The organism is Paracoccus spongiarum (genome assembly GCF_030732095.1).
Taxonomy (GTDB): Bacteria; Pseudomonadota; Alphaproteobacteria; order Rhodobacterales; family Rhodobacteraceae; genus Paracoccus; species Paracoccus spongiarum.
Genome location: NZ_JAVAMQ010000008.1, coordinates 12,616 through 30,722, shown reverse-complemented (window position 1 = coordinate 30,722; position 18,107 = coordinate 12,616). Strand labels below are relative to the sequence as shown.

18 protein-coding genes are annotated in these 18,107 nt (G+C 68.3%); 14 read left to right on the top strand and 4 right to left on the bottom strand.

All coding sequences use genetic code 11. The annotated features are described in order from the left end of the window. Positions 1-8: 8 nt before the first annotated feature. The 3 genes from Q5Y72_RS10170 to Q5Y72_RS10160 are packed head-to-tail and all read left to right on the top strand — an operon-like array spanning position 9 to position 1,692. Positions 9-614: a glutathione S-transferase family protein gene (locus tag Q5Y72_RS10170; protein WP_305963307.1), complete on the top strand. Its 606-nt coding sequence runs from the start codon at positions 9-11 to the stop codon at positions 612-614. Further along, the gene (gene rnhA / locus Q5Y72_RS10165) at positions 611-1,060 is read left to right on the top strand and encodes a ribonuclease HI (protein WP_305963306.1); all 450 of its coding nucleotides are present in this window, start codon (positions 611-613) and stop codon (positions 1,058-1,060) included. Before Q5Y72_RS10170 ends, rnhA begins: the two co-directional genes overlap by 4 nt. After that, positions 1,057-1,692 carry a trimeric intracellular cation channel family protein gene (locus tag Q5Y72_RS10160; RefSeq protein ID WP_305963305.1) on the top strand — a complete coding sequence of 212 codons (636 nt, stop codon included), beginning with the start codon at positions 1,057-1,059 and terminating at the stop codon, positions 1,690-1,692. The genes rnhA and Q5Y72_RS10160 overlap by 4 nt, the downstream gene beginning before the upstream one ends. On the opposite strand, the gene Q5Y72_RS10155 is transcribed toward Q5Y72_RS10160, so the two are convergent. Beyond that, positions 1,689-2,087 carry a group III truncated hemoglobin gene (locus tag Q5Y72_RS10155; RefSeq protein ID WP_305963304.1) on the bottom strand — a complete coding sequence of 133 codons (399 nt, stop codon included), beginning with the start codon at positions 2,085-2,087 and terminating at the stop codon, positions 1,689-1,691. The genes Q5Y72_RS10160 and Q5Y72_RS10155 overlap by 4 nt on opposite strands. 226 nt (positions 2,088-2,313) lie before the next feature. Here Q5Y72_RS10155 and ileS point away from each other — a divergent pair, with 226 nt between their 5' ends. Further along, positions 2,314-5,259, top strand: a complete 2,946-nt coding sequence (ileS, locus tag Q5Y72_RS10150) for an isoleucine--tRNA ligase (protein WP_305963303.1) — start codon at positions 2,314-2,316, stop codon at positions 5,257-5,259. A 10-nt stretch (positions 5,260-5,269) separates the two neighbouring features. Here the strand turns inward: ileS and Q5Y72_RS10145 are convergent, their stop codons facing one another. Both Q5Y72_RS10145 and Q5Y72_RS10140 read right to left on the bottom strand, forming a co-directional pair. Further along, entirely contained in the window at positions 5,270-6,292 is a 1,023-nt protein-coding gene (locus tag Q5Y72_RS10145; protein ID WP_305963302.1) for a GT-B fold glycosyltransferase domain-containing protein, read from the bottom strand. Positions 6,293-6,335: 43 nt separating this feature from the next. Next, positions 6,336-7,265 carry a LysR family transcriptional regulator gene (locus Q5Y72_RS10140; protein ID WP_305963301.1) on the bottom strand — a complete coding sequence of 310 codons (930 nt, stop codon included), beginning with the start codon at positions 7,263-7,265 and terminating at the stop codon, positions 6,336-6,338. Positions 7,266-7,373: 108 nt separating this feature from the next. Here Q5Y72_RS10140 and Q5Y72_RS10135 point away from each other — a divergent pair, with 108 nt between their 5' ends. From Q5Y72_RS10135 to Q5Y72_RS10095, 9 genes are all read left to right on the top strand, one after another. Continuing rightward, positions 7,374-8,573, top strand: coding sequence for an acyl-CoA dehydrogenase (locus tag Q5Y72_RS10135; RefSeq protein WP_305963300.1), 1,200 nt, complete (start codon positions 7,374-7,376; stop codon positions 8,571-8,573). After that, positions 8,566-9,714, top strand: coding sequence for a CaiB/BaiF CoA transferase family protein (locus tag Q5Y72_RS10130; protein WP_305963299.1), 1,149 nt, complete (start codon positions 8,566-8,568; stop codon positions 9,712-9,714). Before Q5Y72_RS10135 ends, Q5Y72_RS10130 begins: the two co-directional genes overlap by 8 nt. Before the next feature lie 251 nt (positions 9,715-9,965). Beyond that, positions 9,966-10,301 carry a hypothetical protein gene (locus tag Q5Y72_RS10125; protein WP_305963298.1) on the top strand — a complete coding sequence of 112 codons (336 nt, stop codon included), beginning with the start codon at positions 9,966-9,968 and terminating at the stop codon, positions 10,299-10,301. A gap of 234 nt (positions 10,302-10,535) precedes the next feature. Beyond that, the gene (locus Q5Y72_RS10120; protein ID WP_305963297.1) at positions 10,536-11,540 is read left to right on the top strand and encodes a LacI family DNA-binding transcriptional regulator; all 1,005 of its coding nucleotides are present in this window, start codon (positions 10,536-10,538) and stop codon (positions 11,538-11,540) included. 117 nt (positions 11,541-11,657) lie between these two features. Then, positions 11,658-12,692, top strand: coding sequence for a sterol desaturase family protein (locus Q5Y72_RS10115; RefSeq protein ID WP_305963296.1), 1,035 nt, complete (start codon positions 11,658-11,660; stop codon positions 12,690-12,692). After that, positions 12,689-13,012, top strand: coding sequence for a MocE family 2Fe-2S type ferredoxin (locus Q5Y72_RS10110; protein WP_305963295.1), 324 nt, complete (start codon positions 12,689-12,691; stop codon positions 13,010-13,012). The genes Q5Y72_RS10115 and Q5Y72_RS10110 overlap by 4 nt, the downstream gene beginning before the upstream one ends. A gap of 76 nt (positions 13,013-13,088) precedes the next feature. Further along, entirely contained in the window at positions 13,089-14,033 is a 945-nt protein-coding gene (locus Q5Y72_RS10105) for a substrate-binding domain-containing protein (RefSeq protein ID WP_305963294.1), read from the top strand. A gap of 51 nt (positions 14,034-14,084) precedes the next feature. After that, entirely contained in the window at positions 14,085-15,293 is a 1,209-nt protein-coding gene (locus Q5Y72_RS10100) for an NAD(P)/FAD-dependent oxidoreductase (RefSeq protein WP_305963293.1), read from the top strand. After that, a complete protein-coding gene (locus tag Q5Y72_RS10095; protein ID WP_305963292.1) occupies positions 15,293-16,120 on the top strand; it encodes a sugar phosphate isomerase/epimerase family protein in 828 nt (275 codons plus the stop codon). The genes Q5Y72_RS10100 and Q5Y72_RS10095 overlap by 1 nt, the downstream gene beginning before the upstream one ends. A gap of 13 nt (positions 16,121-16,133) precedes the next feature. Here the strand turns inward: Q5Y72_RS10095 and Q5Y72_RS10090 are convergent, their stop codons facing one another. Beyond that, positions 16,134-17,558: an HTTM domain-containing protein gene (locus Q5Y72_RS10090; protein ID WP_305963291.1), complete on the bottom strand. Its 1,425-nt coding sequence runs from the start codon at positions 17,556-17,558 to the stop codon at positions 16,134-16,136. A gap of 92 nt (positions 17,559-17,650) precedes the next feature. On the opposite strand from Q5Y72_RS10090, the gene Q5Y72_RS10085 reads away from it, so the two are divergent. Continuing rightward, the gene (locus Q5Y72_RS10085) at positions 17,651-18,055 is read left to right on the top strand and encodes a DCC1-like thiol-disulfide oxidoreductase family protein (RefSeq protein WP_305963290.1); all 405 of its coding nucleotides are present in this window, start codon (positions 17,651-17,653) and stop codon (positions 18,053-18,055) included. The last annotated feature ends 52 nt before the right edge of the window (positions 18,056-18,107 follow it).

The following is an 18,107-nucleotide window of genomic DNA, read 5'->3' as shown; positions in this document are numbered from 1 at the left end:
GACACCAGATGCGGCTTTATTCCATGCCCTCCTCGGGCAACAGCTACAAGGTCAGGCTGCTCATGGCGCTGACCGGCCGTGCGGTGCAGGTCGTCGATTGCGAATACGGCTCGGACGCGCTGGCGGGTGCCAAGGCCGGTGGCGCGCTGCCCTATGGCAAGGTGCCGGTGCTGGTGCTGGATGACGGGCAGATGCTGGCGGAATCGAACGCCATCCTGTGGTATCTGGGCGAGAGCACGGGCTTCGTTCCGGCCGATCCGGTGACCCGCGCGCAGATGCTGGGCTGGATGTTCTGGGAGCAATATAATCACGAGCCGGTCATCGCCGTGCGGCAGGCTCTGGTCAGCTATCCGCATCGCGCCGCCGAGGCGACGCCGCAGCGTCTGGCGAACCTCCTGGATCGCGGCCACGCGCTGTTGCAGGTGATGGAGGATCGGCTGTCGGGCCATGACTGGCTGGTGGGCGATGCCACAAGCCTCGCCGACCTCTGCCTCTATGCCTATACCCATACGGCCGGCACGCGCGGCGGCTACTGGATGGACCGCTTTCCCGGCATCGCGGCATGGCTGGCCCGCATCGAGGCGCTGCCCGAATATGCGGGGCTGTCGGCGTGACTCGGCTCTTCGCCTGGACTGATGGCGCCTGCAGCGGCAATCCCGGCCCCGGCGGCTGGGGCGTGCTGATGCGGGCGCTGGACGGTGAATCGATCGTCAAGGAACGCGAATTGCAGGGCGGGGAACCGGCGACCACCAACAACCGGATGGAGCTGATGGCCGCCATCTCGGCGCTGGAGGCGCTGTCACGGCCCAGCCGGATCGTCGTCGTGACCGACAGCGCCTATGTGAAGAACGGCGTCAGCCAGTGGATTCACGGCTGGAAGAAGAACGGCTGGCGCACCGCCGACCGCAAGCCCGTCAAGAATGTCGAGCTGTGGCAGCGGCTGGACGAGGCCCAGCGCCGCCATGAGGTCGAGTGGCGCTGGATCAAGGGCCATGCCGGTCACGCCGAGAACGAACGCGCCGACGAACTGGCCCGCGCCGGCATGGCGCCGTTCAAATGACCTTCCAGACCCTGCTGGCGGCGCTGGACTACGGCTCGGTGCTGATCTTCGCACTGACCGGGGCACTGGTCGCCAGCCGGGCGCAGCTGGATCCGGTGGGCTTTGTCTTCATGGCCGCGCTGACGGCGGTGGGCGGCGGCACGCTGCGCGACCTGCTGCTGGACCGCGAGGTGTTCTGGGTGATCCAGCCGGCCTATGTGACGCTGGCGGCCGGGGCGGCGCTGCTGGTGTTCTGGACCGCGCATCTCTTTGAAAGCCGCTATCGGCTGCTGATCTGGCTGGACAGCGTGGCGCTGGCCGTGGCGGTCGCGGCGGGTGCGGGCGTGGCCATCGAGGGCGGCTTCGGGCCGGTCATCGTCATCATCATGGGCGTGGCGACCGGCACCTTCGGCGGCCTCATGCGCGACGTCGTCGGCAACGAGGTGCCGCTGGTTCTGAAACAGGGGCAGTTGTATCTGACCGCGGCCTTTGGCGGCGCGGCGGTGGCGGTCGCGCTGATCTGGCTGGGCTTGCAGCGCGGCGAGGCATTGATCGCCTGCGCCGTGGCGGTCTGGGTGCTGCGCGCGGGCAGCCTGACATGGGGCTGGCGGCTGCCGGTCTATCGGCCGCGCCCGCCGCGCACGCGCGGTTAACGCAGCACGGGCGGGCCCTCGGCCGGCTGGCGCAGATCCTCGACCCCCATGCGCAGCCCGCGCCCGATGCGGTGGGCCAGCGCCGACCAGCCGGCTGCCGTCTGGGAGGGCACGCAGCGGCGCAGCGTCTCGTCGAACAGCGCCAGCCAGATCGGGAAATGCTGGGCGCGCACATCGCCCGCCGCCATGTGCACCTGCATCGGATTGCCGTCATAGCCCGGCTGATACAGGATCGCCTTCTTCCAGAACCGCGCGATCTTGGCCTCATGCGCGGGCCAGTCGCCGATATGGCGGTTGAAGACCGGGCCCAGAACCTCGTGGCGGCGTACGGCGCCATAGAACACCGCGATCACGCGGTCGATCTGGTCCTCGGTGATGTCGAATCGGGGCTGCATGGCGAGGGCACCTTCCGCCCGCCCGCCGCCGCCCGCAAGGCGACCTTCTGACGCTGGCCGAATTGCGTGCGGGGGTGTGGTCGGGCGCTTGCAGCCCCAAGGCTGCCTTCCTATAGAGGGCGGCATGGAATTTCCGGCGTTCGGACATCGAATTAGCGGCCCGGCGGCGTAAGGTCTTGCGCCGCCGGGTCAGCCATGTCCGAACGATTGACGAAGGAACGCCCCGATGAGCGCCGATCCCCGCGCCGAAGCCCCCGACTACCGCGATACCGTCTTTCTGCCGCAGACCGACTTTCCGATGCGCGCCGGCCTGCCCGCGCGCGAGCCCGACTGGCTGTCCCGCTGGGCGCGGATCGGCGTTTATGACCGGCTGCGCGAACGGGCAGCAGGGCGGGTGCCGTTCATCCTGCATGACGGCCCGCCCTATGCGAACGGGCATCTGCATATCGGCCACGCGCTGAACAAGACGATCAAGGACATCATCGTGCGCAGCCACCAGATGATGGGCCGCGATGCGCGCTATGTGCCGGGCTGGGACTGCCACGGCCTGCCGATCGAATGGAAGATCGAAGAGAAATACCGCAGTGAGGGCCGCGACAAGGACGCCGTCGACGTGATCGAGTTCCGGCAGGAATGCCGCCGCTTTGCCGAGGAATGGGTCGGCATCCAGCGCGACGAGTTCAAGCGCCTCGGCATCACCGGCGCCTGGGACCGCCCCTACCTGACCATGGACTACCACGCCGAGGCGGTGATCGCGGCGGATTTCATGAAGCTGCTGATGAATGGCAGCCTCTATCAGGGGTCCAAGCCGGTGATGTGGTCGCCGGTCGAAAAGACCGCGCTGGCCGAGGCCGAGGTCGAATATCACGACCACACCAGCCACACGATCTGGGTTCGGTTCAAGCCTCGGATGGTTGCCCGAGGCGACGACCCGGAGCTGCGCGGTCGCGATGATCTGCGCGCGGCCAGCGTGGTGATCTGGACCACGACGCCTTGGACTATCCCGCAGAACCGCGCGGTGGCCTATAATCCGGCGATCGCCTATGGCCTCTACGAGGTCGGCGGGACGGGCGAAAATGCCACGGCGCAGACTGGCGAAAGGCTGGTTCTGGCCGATGCACTGGCCGAGAGCGTCAGGGCCTCGGCCAAAATCGAGGACTGGAAGCGGATTCGGGATGTTCCGGCTTCGGAACTGGAAGGGCTGACCCTCGCCCATCCCTTGCGCGGGGTCGAGGGCGGCGAAGGCGAATGGGATTACGACGTGCCCATGCTGCCCGGCGATCATGTCACCGATGAGGCGGGGACCGGCTTTGTCCACACCGCGCCCAGCCACGGCGATGACGACTATCAGCTTGGCCTGAAATACAGGCTGCCCATGACCTACAACGTCGAACCCGATGGCAGCTATCGCAAGGACCTGCCGCTGTTCGGCGGCGAGGCGATCGTGGCGCCCGACGGCAAGGACGGTCCGGCCAATGTCAGTGTCATCAAGCAACTGGCCTGGGCCGGTGCGCTGCTGGCCAAGGGCAAGATCAAGCACAGCTATCCGCATAGCTGGCGGTCCAAGGCGCCGCTGATCTATCGCAACACCCCGCAATGGTTCGCCGCCATCGACACGCCGCTGGCCGACGGCATGGGCGATTACGGGGCCACGATCCGGGCGCGTGCGCTGACCAGCATCGACAAGCTGGTGAAATGGTGGCCGCAGACCGGCCGCAACCGCATCCACAGCATGGTCGAGAACCGCCCCGACTGGGTGCTGTCGCGCCAGCGCGCCTGGGGCGTGCCGCTGACCGCCTTCGTGAAGAAGGGCGCACGGCCCACCGACGACGACTTCCTGCTGCGCGATGCGCGGGTGAACGACCGCATCATCGCCGCCTTCGAGGCCGAGGGCGCCGATGTCTGGTATCGCGCCGGCTTCAAGGCACAGATGCTGGACGGAATCGCCGATCCCGACGCCTACGATCAGGTGATGGACGTGCTGGACGTGTGGTTCGACAGCGGCTCGACCCACGCCTTCGTGCTGCGCGACCGCGAGGATGGCGCGGCCGACGGCATTGCCGATCTGTATCTGGAGGGCACCGACCAGCATCGCGGCTGGTTCCAGTCCTCGCTGCTGCAGGCCTGCGCGACCAGGGGCCGCGCGCCCTATCGCAACGTCGTCACGCATGGCTTCACGCTGGACGAGAAGGGCATGAAGATGTCCAAATCGCTTGGCAACACCATCGTGCCGGCCAAGGTGATCGAACAATACGGCGCCGACATCCTGCGGCTGTGGGTGGCGCAGGCCGACTATACCGCCGATCAGCGCATCGGACCCGAGATCCTGAAGGGGACCGCCGACAGCTATCGCCGGCTGCGCAACACGCTGCGCTTTCTGCTGGGTGCGCTGTCGGGCTTCGACAAGGCCGAGACGATCGCACCCGCGCAGATGCCCGAACTGGAACAATGGGTGCTGCACCGGCTGGCGCAGCTGGATCATCAGGTGCGGCAGGGCTATGCCGCCTTCGATTTCCAGGGCGTGTTCCAGACGCTGTTCCAGTTCTGCACGGTCGATCTGTCGGCCTTCTATTTCGACATCCGCAAGGACGCGCTGTATTGCGACGCGCCCGGCAGCACGCGGCGCCGGGCGGTGCGGACGGTCATGGACATCCTCTATCACCGGCTGGTGACATGGCTGGCGCCGATCCTGCCCTTCACCATGGAGGATGTATGGCTGTCGCGTTTCCCGTCCGAGGACGACAGCGTGCATCTGCATGATTTCGCGACCACCCCCGCCGACTGGCTGAACGAGCCGCTGGCCGCGAAATGGGACCACGTCCGCCGCGCCCGCCGCGTCGTCACCGCCGCGTTGGAGGTCAAGCGCGCCGACAAGACGATCGGTGCCAGTCTCGAGGCCGCGCCGGTCGTCCATGTCGAGGATGCCGAGATGCTGGCGGCGCTGAAATCGGTGAACTTCACCGACATGTGCATCGTCTCGGACCTGTCGCTGACCGGCGATCCGGTCCCGAACGAGGCTTTCCGCATGGCCGAGGCGCCGGGGCTGGGCGTTGTCTTCGAACTGGCCGAGGGCGAGAAGTGCCAGCGGTGCTGGAAGATCCTGCCTGATGTCGGCAGCCACGATCATCCGGGGGTCTGCGCCCGCTGCGACGCGGTTCTGGATCAGGCGTGATCCCCGGCCGTCAGACCAGCCACCAGCCCTTCTGCTTCAGCTGGTTGCGGATCGGCTGTTCCTTGCCGGGCAGGGCGTTGCGATCGAACATCGGGCGAACCTTGTCGCGGCCCTTGCCCTGATAGATCAGCTTGCGCGCCGGGTCCCAGTCGCGCAGGCGCTTCTTGATCCGGTTCCCCGCGACGGCCTCTTCCAGGGCGGCCAGCACCGCGTCGGATTCGCGGGTGTATAGCAGCGGAAGGTTGCGGTAATGGCAGGTGACCGCACCGTCCAGGCCGTTCAGGCCGGGGCCGGGCCGACCGCCGCCGAAGGAATGGATCACCAGCGGCAGAACCGCCTGGTCCAGCCAGGGATCGAGGCTCTGGCAGGCCAGTTCGTCGCCCGGCTCGTCGCGCAGGGCCAGCGCCCAGTTCTGGAACCTGCGCCCGAACTCTGCCGGGTCGGGCCCGAAGAACCATCCCGCGTTGAAGTAGAGATAGCGTTCCCAGTGCTCGTCCGGCTGGTCCCGGTCCAGCGAACTGTCGAAATCCAGCCCGAAGCGGTCATAAAGCGATTTCCAGATGCCGCCATAGCCCGGGCCGTAAAGCGGCGGGATGGGCCATGTCGCCTCGCGCCGCATCGAGGCCGAGGGCCGGGCAGGATCAAGGGCCAGGCTGTCCAGCGGCCCGGTGATCAGCGTGTCGGTGTCGAGAAACAGGAAAGGCTCGCAGGCGGGCAGGGCGAACAGCGCCTCGATCTTGTTGCCATAAGGGTAGGATGCCCCGAAATGCCGCGCCGTGAAGGGCAGGATTTCGGCGCCAAGGCTTTCCAGGAGGGCGCGGGTCTCGGGCGCGATACGGGTCTCGTGCCCGGCCCAGGCGCCCTCGGGCTGCGGCTCGGCCACGAACAGCCGTCCTTGCCAGTCGGGCGAAAACCGGCGCAGGCTGGCGGCAAGGATCAGGGACTGGAATTCCAGCCGCCCGGCCTGCGCCACGACCAGCAGGTTGACCGTGGATGCGCCGCCCGACATCGCGCCCTCTTTCGTGCCAGCCATCCGTCGCGCGCCCCGTGTTCCCGGCCTGATCCTCGGCGCGACCCTAGCCGCAGGCGCCGGGACTTGGAAGTGGCGCCCCGGCCGCCGCCTGCGTGGCAAGCCATGCCCGGAATGCCCGCAGCGGGGCGAGGTCGTCCTTCTCGGGCGGCCAGACCAGCCAGTAGGCGCCCGGACCCGGCACCGCCTCGCGCAGGATCGGCCGCAGCCGACCCTCGGCGATCTCGGTCCGGGCCAGATAGTCGGGCAGCAGCGCGATGCCGATGCCCGAGATCGCGGCCTGGATCATCATCGAGAACTGGTCCATCAGCATCGCCTGTGCGGCGGGCGGCGGCTCGGCGCCTTGCGCGGCGAACCAGGCCGCCCAGGCGGTCGGGCGCGTTTCCAGTTGCAGCAGAACCTGCCCGTCCAGATCGCGCGGGCCACGGACCGGCCGATCGGCCAGCAGACCGGGCGCGGCGCAGGCGGTCAGCGTCTCGTCGAACAGCCTGAGGTGCCGCGCCGCGGGCCAGTCGTCCTGGCCAAAGCAGATCATCGCGTCGAAGGGCTCGGCGTCAAAGCTGAAGCGGGCAAACCTCGTGGCGAGGTTGACCAGCACTCCCGGATTGGCCGACAGGAAATGCGGCAGCCGGGGCGCCAGCCAGCGCGTGCCGAAGGTCGGCAGCACCGCCAGGTTCAGCGTGCCGCCATCGGGATTGGCGATCAGCGCCATGCTGGCGCGCTGCACCATGTCCAGCGCGGCCGAGACATCGCGGAAATAGCGCTGCGCGGCCTCGGTGGGGATCAGCCGGCGGCGATCGCGGCGGAACAGCGGCCGGCCCAGCTGCGCCTCGAGGGTCTGGATCAGCCGGCTGACGGTGCTTTGCGTCAGCGACAGGTCCTGCGCCGCCGCCGTCACCGAGCCGCAGCGCATCACCGCGTCGAAGGCCATCAGCAGGCTGAGATTGGGCAGAAAGCGGCGCTGGCGCAACATCATTCATTCCATGCATGATCGGATGCGGATTATCCGTTTTCCGCGCCGGTTGCAAAGCCCTATGGCTTGCGGCCAGAATGACGGCTCATTCCGCGCAGCAAGGAGGTTCTCATGTCCGCCACGTCGCACCGAGGTCAGCCCTTTTCCTGGTCGGACCCGTTCCTTCTGGACGACCAGATGACCGCGGAAGAGCGGATGATCCGCGACAGCGCGGCGGCCTTCGCGGCCGAAAGCCTGGCCCCCCGCGTCGAGGACGCCTATCTTCACGAACGCACCGATCCCGCGATCTTCCGCGAGATGGGCGCGGCGGGGATGCTGGGCGTCACCGTGGCCGAGGAATATGGCGGCGTCGGCGCCTCTTACGTGGCCTACGGCCTTGTCGCCCGTGAGATCGAGCGGATCGACAGCGGCTATCGCAGCATGGCCTCTGTCCAGTCCTCGCTGGTGATGTTCCCGATCGAGGCTTATGGCAGCGAGGATCAGAAGCGCCGCTATCTTCCGCGTCTTGCATCGGGTGAATGGATCGGCTGCTTCGGGCTGACCGAACCCGATGCCGGCTCGGACCCGGGAGGCATGAAGACGCGGGCCCGCAAGACCGATGCCGGCTATGTTCTGAACGGCTCGAAGATGTGGATCTCGAACAGCCCGATCGCGGATGTCTTTGTCGTCTGGGCCAAGTCCGATGCGCATGGCGGCAAGGTGCGGGGCTTCGTGCTGGACAAGGGCATGAAGGGGCTGTCCGCCCCGAAGATCGCCGGCAAGCTGAGCCTGCGCGCCTCGATCACCGGCGAGATCGTGATGGAGAATGTCGAGGTCGGCGAGGAGGCATTGCTGCCCCATGCCGAGGGCATGGCCGGACCGTTCGGCTGCCTGAACCGGGCGCGCTATGGGATCAGCTGGGGCGTGATGGGCGCGGCCGAGGATTGCTGGTTCCGCGCCCGCCAATACGGGCTGGACCGGCACCAGTTCGCGCGACCGCTGGCCGCGACGCAGCTGTTCCAGAAGAAGCTGGCCGACATGCAGACCGAAATCGCGCTTGGCCTGCAGGCCAGCCTGCGGGTCGGGCGGCTGCTCGACGAGGGCCGCTTCGCGCCGGAAATGATTTCCATCGTCAAGCGCAACAATTGCGGCAAGGCGCTGGACATCGCGCGGCAGGCCCGCGACATGCATGGCGGCAATGGCATCCAGATCGGCTATCACGTCATGCGCCACGCCCAGAACCTCGAGACGGTGAACACCTATGAGGGCACGCATGACGTCCATGCGCTGATCCTGGGTCGTGCGCAGACCGGGTTGCAGGCCTTTGGCTGAGCCGCCGCTGAAGGGGCTGCGCGTCGTCGAACTGGCGCGGATCCTGGCCGGTCCCTGGCTGGGCCAGACGCTGGCCGACCTGGGTGCCGAGGTCATCAAGGTCGAGGCGCCCGAGGGCGACGACACCCGCCGCTGGGGTCCGCCCTTCATCCAGCGCCCGCGCCCCGACGGCACGACCGAGACGGTCGCCGCCTATTTTCACGCCGCCAACCGCGGCAAGACGTCGGTGATCTGCGATTTCAACGATGCGGCGGATCTGGACCGGCTGAAGGCCCTGATCGACAGCGCGGATGTGCTCATCGAGAATTTCAAGGTCGGCGGGCTGGCGCGATTCGGGCTGGATCATGCCAGCCTTGCGGCGCGCAATCCGGGCCTCGTCTATGCCTCGATCACCGGCTTCGGGCAGGACGGCCCACGGGCCGCGCAGCCGGGTTATGATTTCCTGATCCAGGGGATGTCGGGCATCATGGACCTGACCGGCGCGCCCGATGGCGAACCGCAGAAGGTCGGGGTTGCCTGGATCGACATCTTCACCGGACTTTACGGTGCCATCGCGGTCCAGGCGGCGCTGGCCGAGCGCACGCGGTCGGGGCAGGGGCAGCATCTGGACCTGTCGCTGCTGGATTGCGGCGTGGCGGTGCTGGCCAATCAGGCGACCAACTTTCTTCTGGGCGGGCACGAGCCACATCGCCTTGGCAATGCCCATCCCAACATCGTGCCGTATCAACTGTTCCCCGCCGCCGACGGGCACCTGATCATCGCCTGCGGCAATGACCGGCAATTTGCGGCACTGTGCCGGGCGCTCGGCCTGCCCGATCTGGCGGGCGACGCCGATTTCGCCACCAATGCGCTGCGCGTGGTGCATCGCGACCGGCTGACCGCGATCCTGGCCGAGGCGACATCGCGCCGCAGCCGCGCCGACCTGATTGCGGCGCTGGAAGGCGCAGCGGTCCCCGCGGGGCCGGTCAACAGCGTCGGCGAGGCCCTGTCCGAGCCGCAGGTTGCGGCCCGCGGCCTGCGCGTGGCGCCCGAAGGCATCGACGGGTTGCGCACCCCGATCCGCTTCTCGCGCAGCGAACTGGCCGCCGACCGCGCCGCCCCCGCGCTGGGCTGCGGCGCCTGGCGGTTCTCGCGGGACTGAGGCCGCAGGCGCGGCGGCCCGGTGCGCGGCACCCGCCTTTTGATCCGCGCGCGCGATGCCCACCAGCCTGGCATCCCCGCGATTTCCTGGCGATTCGACCTCGGGACGCTGCCGGGTCCGGCCTGCCACCCAAGGACAGCTGCCGCCTTTTCCGACCTGCGCACAGCTTCCCGTGAACCACTTCAGCCAGGGCGGCCCGTTCCTGGGAGACGAGACCCCGAACGAACTGCCGGCCTTGGCCGAATGAGGCGGTGCAGGGCGAGGGGCAGACCCCCGCCGATCTCGCCGCCTTTCTGCCCGACGCAATCCAGATCAGGATCCCGATGTCACACCTGATCCTGCCGCCCTTGTTCTGGCTGGCCACCATGCCGACGCTCGCCGACCAGGCCTCTGTCATCATCGGCGGCCGCGGCTGTCCGATCATCATCGACAGCGATGCCCCTGCCAAAGGCCCGCTGGTGGACGGTGGATGCGAACTGAGGCCGGGCGCGTGCTGTCCGGGCGTCAACCTCGACGGCGCCGGTCTGCGCGATGTCAGTCCGCGGCAGGCCGAATTGCAGCGGCCTGATGCCGCTGGCGCCGACTGACCGCCATCAGCACCGAGGCATCCCGCGCGCCCAACGGCCCGGATGGTCGGGGCCACCATCGTCGCCGCGAACCTGTCCGGGTCCAGGTTCTGCAAGGGGATCTGGCCGAGCAATTCCGGGTCACGCGCGGCGTCCGCCTCGGCGTTGCCAGCGAGGATGCGATTTTCGGGGCCTCCCTTCTCGACGACCGGGGCGCGGCGCATTAGCCTTGGCCGCGACGGGCAGGGAGGCGGCATGGGCGGGCCCACCTTCAGGGACATCGCGGCGCGCGCGGGCGTCGGCACCGCCACGGTCGAGCGGGTGCTGAACGGGCGGGGCGGCGTGCGGCCGGACACCACCGAAAAGGTGGTGCTGGCAGCGCGCGCGCTGGGCTATCCGCGGCTGCTGCCCGACCGGCATCGCGGGCTGCTGCGCGTCGAGGTGCTGATGGTGCGGCCCGAAACGACCTTTTTCCGGCGACTGTCGCACGCCTTCGAGCGCATCGCCGCGACTCTGAACCCGCTGGTGGTGCTGCAACGCAGCTTCACCGACGAGATGAACCCGGCCGAGATCGCCCGCCGCATCGCCGCCACCGGGACGCGCCGGGCCGCGCTGATCGTGACGGTGCCCGACCATCCGCTGATCCGCGCGGCCGTCGCAGGGGTCGCCTCGTCGGGCGTGCCGGTCGTGAACCTCGTGAACCCCGCCGCCGACCGGATCGGGGCGTTTGTCGGCATCGACAACTATGCGGCCGGGCGCAGCGCCGCGCGCTTCATGGCGCGGATGGCCCGCAGGCCCGGCCCCGCCATCGCGCTGTGTCATCCGATCTACCGGCTTCACCGCGAACGCATCCGCGGCTTCTCGGACGGGATCGCCGCCCATCCCGACAGCGCGGTGCATTTCGCCTGGCTGGGCTTTGGCCTCGACGACGACGCACGCAGCGCCGACCTGCTGTTCCACGCCCTTCGGCGGCACCCCGACCTGGCCGGCATCTACAATTCGGGCGGCGGCAACGCGGCCCTGCTGGAGGTGCTGCGCCACGATCCGCGCGGGCAGGACCTGTTCTTCGTCGGCCACGAACTGACCGACGCGACCGGCCGGGGCCTGACCGAGGGGCTGATGGACATCGTGCTGGACCAGGCGCCCGAGGCACAGGCCCGGCGCGCGCTGGATGTCGTTCTGCATCGGATCGGACTGACCGACATCGCGCCCGACAAAAGCCCGATCCGCTTTGTCACCTTCACGGCCGACAGCGTTTGATCTGATCAGATCAACGCGGCTTTGGCCCTGCCGCGCCTGGCCTGATACCTCTTGCTGCAGAAGGGGTGCCGCCCGACGGGCCCGCCCCGGGGGATCTGCCATCGACAGGAGGGGTGCATGGACGATCTGAAATTCGGCAAGCGCAACAAGCGCGGCGACTGGGCGCCCGACGCGCCGATCGAGACCGCGCCGCTGTTCGACTTTCCGCCGCGGCTGAAGGCCGTCCTGCATTGGCTGCCGCATTACTTCTTTCCGTGGAACGCGATCTTCGCCGCCTCGGCCGTGGCCTACTGGGCCTGGGTCGTGCCCTCGGTCGAGACGATGCAGAGCATCTCGATCGGCTGGGCTGCCTGGCTCTACGCCGTGAACGCGGCCTGCGTGTTCCTGTTCTACGGCGCGTTCGAGTTGCATCTCTATGTGCTGCGCCGCCAGCAGAACCGCTTCAAGTACAACGGCAAGTTCCCGTCAGAGCAGCGCAGCAAGGCCTTCTGGTTCGAAAGCCAGAACATCGACAACATGCTGCGCACCTTCCTGTCGGGGGTGACAATCTGGACCGGCATCGAGGTGGTGATGCTGTGGGCCTATGCCAATGGCTACGCCCCGTGGCTGAGCCTTGCCGAGAACCCCTGGACGCTGGCGCTGGTCGCGCTGGTGGTGCCGATCATTCACGAGTTCCACTTCTTCTGCGTGCATCGGCTCATCCACACGCCCTTTCTCTACAAATGGGTGCATTCGGTTCACCACAATTCGGTCAACCCCTCGCCCTGGTCGTCGCTGTCGATGCATCCGGTCGAACATCTGCTGTATTTCGGCACCGCCTTCTATCACCTGATCCTGCCGTCGAACCCGGTCATCATGCTGTATCAGCTGCATTTTGCGGGTTTCGGCGCAATTCCCGGCCATGTCGGCTTCGACAAGGTCGAGGTGACGGATGACAAGGCGATCGATAGCCACGCCTATACCCATTACCTGCATCACAAGTATTTCGAGGTGAACTACGGCGATGCGCTGATCCCCTTGGACAAATGGTTCGGCACCTTCCACGACGGCACCCCCGAGGGCGAGGCGCGGATGCAGGAACGCTATCGCAAGCGCAAGGAAAGACTGGCCGCCCGCAAGGCCCGCCTCGAAGCGAAAGGAGCCACCCAATGACCGACACGACCACCTGGATCACCGCCTGCCGCCTGGACGACATCGAACAGGAAGGCGCGCTGCGCTTCGACCATCAGGGCCGCAGCTATGCCCTGTACCGCGCGCCCGACGACAGCGTCTGGTGCACCGCAGGCCTCTGCACCCACGAGGCGGTGCATCTGGCCGACGGGCTGGTGATGGATTTCGAGATCGAATGCCCGAAACACTCCGGCGCCTTCGATTACCGCACGGGCGAGGCGCTGCGCCTGCCCGCCTGCGAAAATCTGAAGACCTATCCCGCCAAGATCGTCGACGGCGAGGTTCGCGTGGCGCTGGGCTGAGGCCCGCGCCGCAACCGGGCCGTCATGGCCTCCGGCCGAATGATCGGGTGAGCCGGCACCCCTTGGGAGGAAACCAATGAAAGCCAGTTTCGTCGCGGCCACCGTCGCCGCCCTGACCGCCGCTGCCGCACAGGCCGAGAATATCGGCGTGTCGATGCAAAGCTTCGACAACAACTTCCAGACCCTCCTGCGCCTTGGGCTGGAAAAGCGGGCAGGCGAGACCGAGGGCGTGACCCTGCAGGTCGAGGATGCCCAGGCCGATGTCGCCAAGCAGTTGAACCAGGTCAACAACTTCATCGCGGCGGGCGTCGATGCGATCATCGTGACGTTGGCCGACACCTCGTCCGCACCGGCACTGACGGCGGCTGCCGAGGGCGCCGGTATCCCCTTGGTCTACCTGAACCTCGAACCTGCGAACCTCGCGTCCTTGCCCAACACCCAGGTCTATGTCGGCTCGCGCGAGACGGATTCGGGGCGTCTGGGCGGCGAGGCCGGCTGCGCGCTGCTGTCGGCGGCGGGCAAGGCGGGCGACGGTCAGGTCTATATCCTGATGGGCGATCTGGTCCATGACGCGGCGCGCGCCCGTACCGCCGCGGTCAAGGAGGCGCTGGCAACGGGTGACTGTGCCGGAACGACCGTCGCCGACGAGCAATCGGCCGGCTGGACCCGCAACATGGCGCTGGACCTGACGACCAACTGGCTGACTGCCGGCAATCCCATCGATGCAATCTTCGCCAACAATGACGAAATGGCCATCGGCGCGATCCATGCGTTGAAATCGGCAGGCACCGACATGGACGAGGTGGTCGTGGTCGGCATCGACGCGACGCAGGACGGGCTGGCCGCGATGAAGGCCGGCGATCTGGATGTCACCGTCTTCCAGAACGCCGGCGGCCAGGCCGCCAGCGCGCTGGATGCGGCCGTCGCGCTCGCGCGGGGCGAGGCGGTCGAAAAAGAGGTGATGGTCCCGTTCGAACTGGTCACACCCGAGAACATGGCCGATTTCGCCGCGATGAACTGACCGGACGGCCGGCGCCGGCGACGGCGCCGCCCCTGCCAGACGGAGGCTGACATGGACGCAATGGTGATCATCGGGGCGGGCGAATGCGGCACCCGGGCGGCGTTCGCGCTGCGCGAGCAGGGCTGGGACGGGGCGATCACCCTGATCGGTGCCGAAGCGGGGCTGCCCTACGAGCGTCCGCCCCTGTCCAAGCCCCTGGCTGGCGCCGTTCACCGGAAGCCGATCTGCGACGACGCGGCTCTGCGCGCGGCGCGGATCGACTATCTGCCGGGTGTCTCGGCCACGGCGGTCGATGCGCCCGGCAGGTCCGTCCGTCTGTCGGATGGGCGCCGACTGCCCTGGCACCGGCTGCTGATGGCGACCGGCGCGCGACCGCGGCGGCTGGCCTGCCCCGGCGCAGGGCTTGCCCGCGGCTTCCGCAGCGACGCTGACGCCGCGCGGATCTTCGCCGGCGGCACCGCAGGTGCGCGCGTGGCGATCATCGGCGCGGGCCTGATCGGCATGGAACTGGCGGCCGCGCTGCGCGTCCGCGGCGCCGAGGTCGCGGTCGTCGAGTCCGCAGCCGCGCCGCTTGGTCGCGCCGTGCCACCGCACCTGGCGGCCCGGCTCCACGCCCGCCACCTCGCCGAGGGCGTCACCTTCCATCTGGGCGCCGGCGTCGCCGCGCTTGAGGAGGGCGGTGTCATTCTGGCCGACGGACGGCGAATCCCGGCCGATCACATCGTCGCGGCGATCGGGGTCAGTCCCGACACCGCGCTGGCCGAGGCTGCGGGGCTGGATTGCGCGAACGGCATCCTGACCGATCGGTTCCTGTGCACCAGCCATGCGGGCATCCTGGCCGCCGGCGACTGCGCCAGCGTCAGGGACGAGGCCGGCGTGGCGCGGCGGTCTGAAAGCTGGCGCGACGCCCGCCTTCAGGCCGAGACCGCGGCCCGCAACATGCTGGGTGCGTCCCAGGCCCATGTCGCGCGGCCGTGGTTCTGGTCGGACCAGTTCGACCTTGGCCTTCAGATCGCCGGCCGGCCCTCGACCGATCAGGCGATGGTGCGCCGGATCATCGCGCAGGATGCAGAGCTGAGCTTTCATCTGGACGGCGGCCGGCTGGTCGCCGCGGCCGGGCTGGGGCCGGGCAACTGCGTGGCAAGGGATATCCGGCTGGCCGAGATGCTGATCGAGGCGGATGCGCGGCCCGACCCCAGCGCGCTGGCCGATCCCGCCATCACCCTCAAGGCGCTGCTGCGCACGGCCAAGGCTGCGTGATGCAGCGGCTTGCGATCTTCCAGTCGCTCTGGGCGATGGAGCGGCGGCAGCCCGATGGCCGGGAACGCAGCCTGGACGAAAGCATCGCGATGATCGCCGAGGCGGGGTTTGACGGGATCAGCGCGCATTACACCAACCGCCGCGATGTCGAGACGCTGAACGCCGCCATCGCCGGGACCGGCCTCGGAATCGAGGCCGTGTGCTTTCCCCGCAGCGTCGACGAGTTGCGCCCGACGCTGGATCTGGCGGCCGCGTTTCCGGTGAGCCATGTCAACCTGCAACCCGACCTGCGCCCGCGCCGTGTCGAGGAGTGCCTGCCGCTGCTGGACGGCTGGATCGGGCTTGCCGACCGCGCGGGGATACCGGTGCTGATCGAGACGCATCGCGACCGCATGACCTGCGATCTGCACTTCACGCTGGACCTGCTGGACCACCGCCCCGACCTGCCGCTGCTGGCCGATCTGTCGCATTTCCTGGTCGGCCGCGAATTTCCTTACCCCGTCGGCGACGAGAACCACGCCCTGATCCATCGCATCCTGCGCAATGCCTGGGCCTTTCACGGCCGCGTCGCCTCGCGCGAGCAGATCCAGATCGAGATCGGCTTTCCGCAGCATCGCCCCTGGGTCGATCTGTTCCGCGACTGGTGGACGCTGGGCTTCCGCGACTGGCGCCGCCGCGCGGGCCCTGCGGCCGAACTGGTATTCACCTGCGAGCTGGGGCCCGCCCCCTATGCGATCACCGGGCCTGACGGCACCGACCTGTCCGACCGCTGGCAGGATTCGCTGACGCTGGCGGGGATCGCGCGGCAGGCATGGGCTGCCGCCTGAAATGCCTCGCGGGTCAGGGCCGGATGCCGACGGGCGATCGCAAGGCGCGGTTGTCGACCACGCCCCAGACCGGATGCCTGAGAGGCAGGATCCAGGGATCGCCCGCCAGCGGCGACCGGGCAATCGCGGTCAGGTCGACGGTCGGGTCCACGAAGGCCTGCGCGGGCCGCCCGTTCAGCGATTTGCGGATCGCCGCGCGCACTGCGACGTCGCCATGCCCCGCATCCCGCCACACCGCTTCCAGATGCCCGGCGAACTGGTGGATCATGTCCGGACGCACCAGCATCTTGCCGGCCTGTCGCGCGGTCAGGTAGTCGGTGGGCCGGACGGTCCATTCCTGTTCGTCCGAGGTGACGACGAACACCCCGTCGGCCTGACGGTCATGGAGGCGCATCCGCCACGAGAAACGGTGTCCCTCGCCGCTCCACCGCAGGTCGCTTGCAAAGATTGCCGCCCGCAGCGGCAGCGCCAGCTGGACCGCGATCCAGGCAGCCATGGCCAGCAGGGCGACCGCCGGCAGCCTTCGCGGCGCGGCTGGGGGCGGCGGCTGATGCGGGGGGACCGGCCTGAACCAGGCCATCAGCCGGCGGGCTGCACGGCGCGGCCAGTCGGGGGAAAAGAAGATGGTGGTCGCGGCGATGGTCAGCCAGGGAAAGATGCCGATGTTGAACAGGATCGCGTTCGCGGCGTGAAAGACGTAGTAGACCGCGAAGATCGCAAGCCGGCTGCGCCGCCACAGCAGCAGGGTGGCGCCGATCAGATGCAGCGCGGTGGTTCCCCAGGCGGCCGCGATGATCGCCGCGTCATGCTGAAACAGGAAGCCCAGGGGAAACCCGCCCGCCCGATCCCGCAGCCACAGGCCCAGAGGCTCGCCCGCCAGCCAGTCGGGCGTCAGCTTCGCGAGACCGGCAAAGACCAGCATGATCTCCATCTGGGCGCGCAGGATGAACACCGCGGCATAGGGCACCTGCGCGCCGCGCAGCGCCGGACGAAAGCGCGCGTCCAGGGACAGGGTGCGATGGGCCGGCAGGACGCACATCAGCATCAGCAACAGGATGACGAGGTAGAAGTGGTTCAGATACTCGGCCTTGTCGAGCAGGAAGAAGTAGCCGAACAGCAGTGTCAGCACGACGATCGCGACGCGATAGAACAGCCCCAGCATCACCAGGATGGCGGCAAGGCCCATCGCCAGCCACGCCGCATGGATCCAGGGCGGCGGCAAGGGCGTCACCCAGCCGAAGCCCCCATAGGCAAAGTGGAAATCTGGCTCGACCCAGTAGCGGAAGACCCGGTCGTGACGGATGAAGCGCCAGCAGTCCCAGGCCAGCAGCGCGCCAAGTGCGATGCGCACCATCGCCAGCGACACCCCCGACACCGGCTGCGACAGCGTCGCCGACGCCCGCCCGGCCAGCGATGCGGCGATTGCCCCGAACCTCATTTCCGACGATCCTCCTTTCCTGCCTGCCCGTGGAATTGCGCGTGGCGTGGCACGTTATTCCTGCGACCGGCGCAATCGAACATCTGGGGGTCATGACCAAGGGCATCACGATCATCTATGACGGGCAATGCCCTTTCTGCGCCTCCTATGTTGCGATGATGCGGCTGCGCGAGACGGTCGGCCCGGTCGCATTGCTGGATGCGCGCGGCGGCGATCCGCGTGTCGCCGCGGCGCTGCGTTCGGGGCTGGACCTTGATGCGGGGATGGTCGCGATCTGGCAGGGCCGGCAGTTCCACGGCCCCGAGGCGGTGCATCTGCTGGCGGTGTTGTCGGGACCCGCGGGGCTGTTGAACGGGTTGCAGCGACGGCTGTTTTTGTCGCCCCGCCGTGCCGCGCGGGTCTATCCGCTGCTGGCGCGGGGCAGGCGGCTGTTTCTGCGCCTTTCCGGCAGGCCGCCCATCTCTGGGCCGGCCGGAACCGCGCCGGACCGGGAATAGGATCCGGCCCCCTGCGTAGTCGCCGCGTGCTTCCTCGCGAAGCGGCAACCCA

Bases quoted from the DNA above. Each gene is read 5' to 3' on its own strand.
- Q5Y72_RS10170 (WP_305963307.1), top strand. From the start codon at position 9: ATGCGGCTTTATTCCATGCCCTCCTCGGGCAACAGCTACAAGGTCAGG.
- Q5Y72_RS10160 (WP_305963305.1), top strand. From the start codon at position 1,057: ATGACCTTCCAGACCCTGCTGGCGGCGCTGGACTACGGCTCGGTGCTG.
- Q5Y72_RS10155 (WP_305963304.1), bottom strand. From the start codon at position 2,087: ATGCAGCCCCGATTCGACATCACCGAGGACCAGATCGACCGCGTGATC.
- ileS (WP_305963303.1), top strand. From the start codon at position 2,314: ATGAGCGCCGATCCCCGCGCCGAAGCCCCCGACTACCGCGATACCGTC.
- Q5Y72_RS10145 (WP_305963302.1), bottom strand. From the start codon at position 6,292: ATGGCTGGCACGAAAGAGGGCGCGATGTCGGGCGGCGCATCCACGGTC.
- Q5Y72_RS10140 (WP_305963301.1), bottom strand. From the start codon at position 7,265: ATGATGTTGCGCCAGCGCCGCTTTCTGCCCAATCTCAGCCTGCTGATG.
- Q5Y72_RS10135 (WP_305963300.1), top strand. From the start codon at position 7,374: ATGTCCGCCACGTCGCACCGAGGTCAGCCCTTTTCCTGGTCGGACCCG.
- Q5Y72_RS10120 (WP_305963297.1), top strand. From the start codon at position 10,536: ATGGGCGGGCCCACCTTCAGGGACATCGCGGCGCGCGCGGGCGTCGGC.
- Q5Y72_RS10115 (WP_305963296.1), top strand. From the start codon at position 11,658: ATGGACGATCTGAAATTCGGCAAGCGCAACAAGCGCGGCGACTGGGCG.
- Q5Y72_RS10110 (WP_305963295.1), top strand. From the start codon at position 12,689: ATGACCGACACGACCACCTGGATCACCGCCTGCCGCCTGGACGACATC.
- Q5Y72_RS10105 (WP_305963294.1), top strand. From the start codon at position 13,089: ATGAAAGCCAGTTTCGTCGCGGCCACCGTCGCCGCCCTGACCGCCGCT.
- Q5Y72_RS10100 (WP_305963293.1), top strand. From the start codon at position 14,085: ATGGACGCAATGGTGATCATCGGGGCGGGCGAATGCGGCACCCGGGCG.
- Q5Y72_RS10095 (WP_305963292.1), top strand. From the start codon at position 15,293: ATGCAGCGGCTTGCGATCTTCCAGTCGCTCTGGGCGATGGAGCGGCGG.
- Q5Y72_RS10090 (WP_305963291.1), bottom strand. From the start codon at position 17,558: ATGAGGTTCGGGGCAATCGCCGCATCGCTGGCCGGGCGGGCGTCGGCG.
- Q5Y72_RS10085 (WP_305963290.1), top strand. From the start codon at position 17,651: ATGACCAAGGGCATCACGATCATCTATGACGGGCAATGCCCTTTCTGC.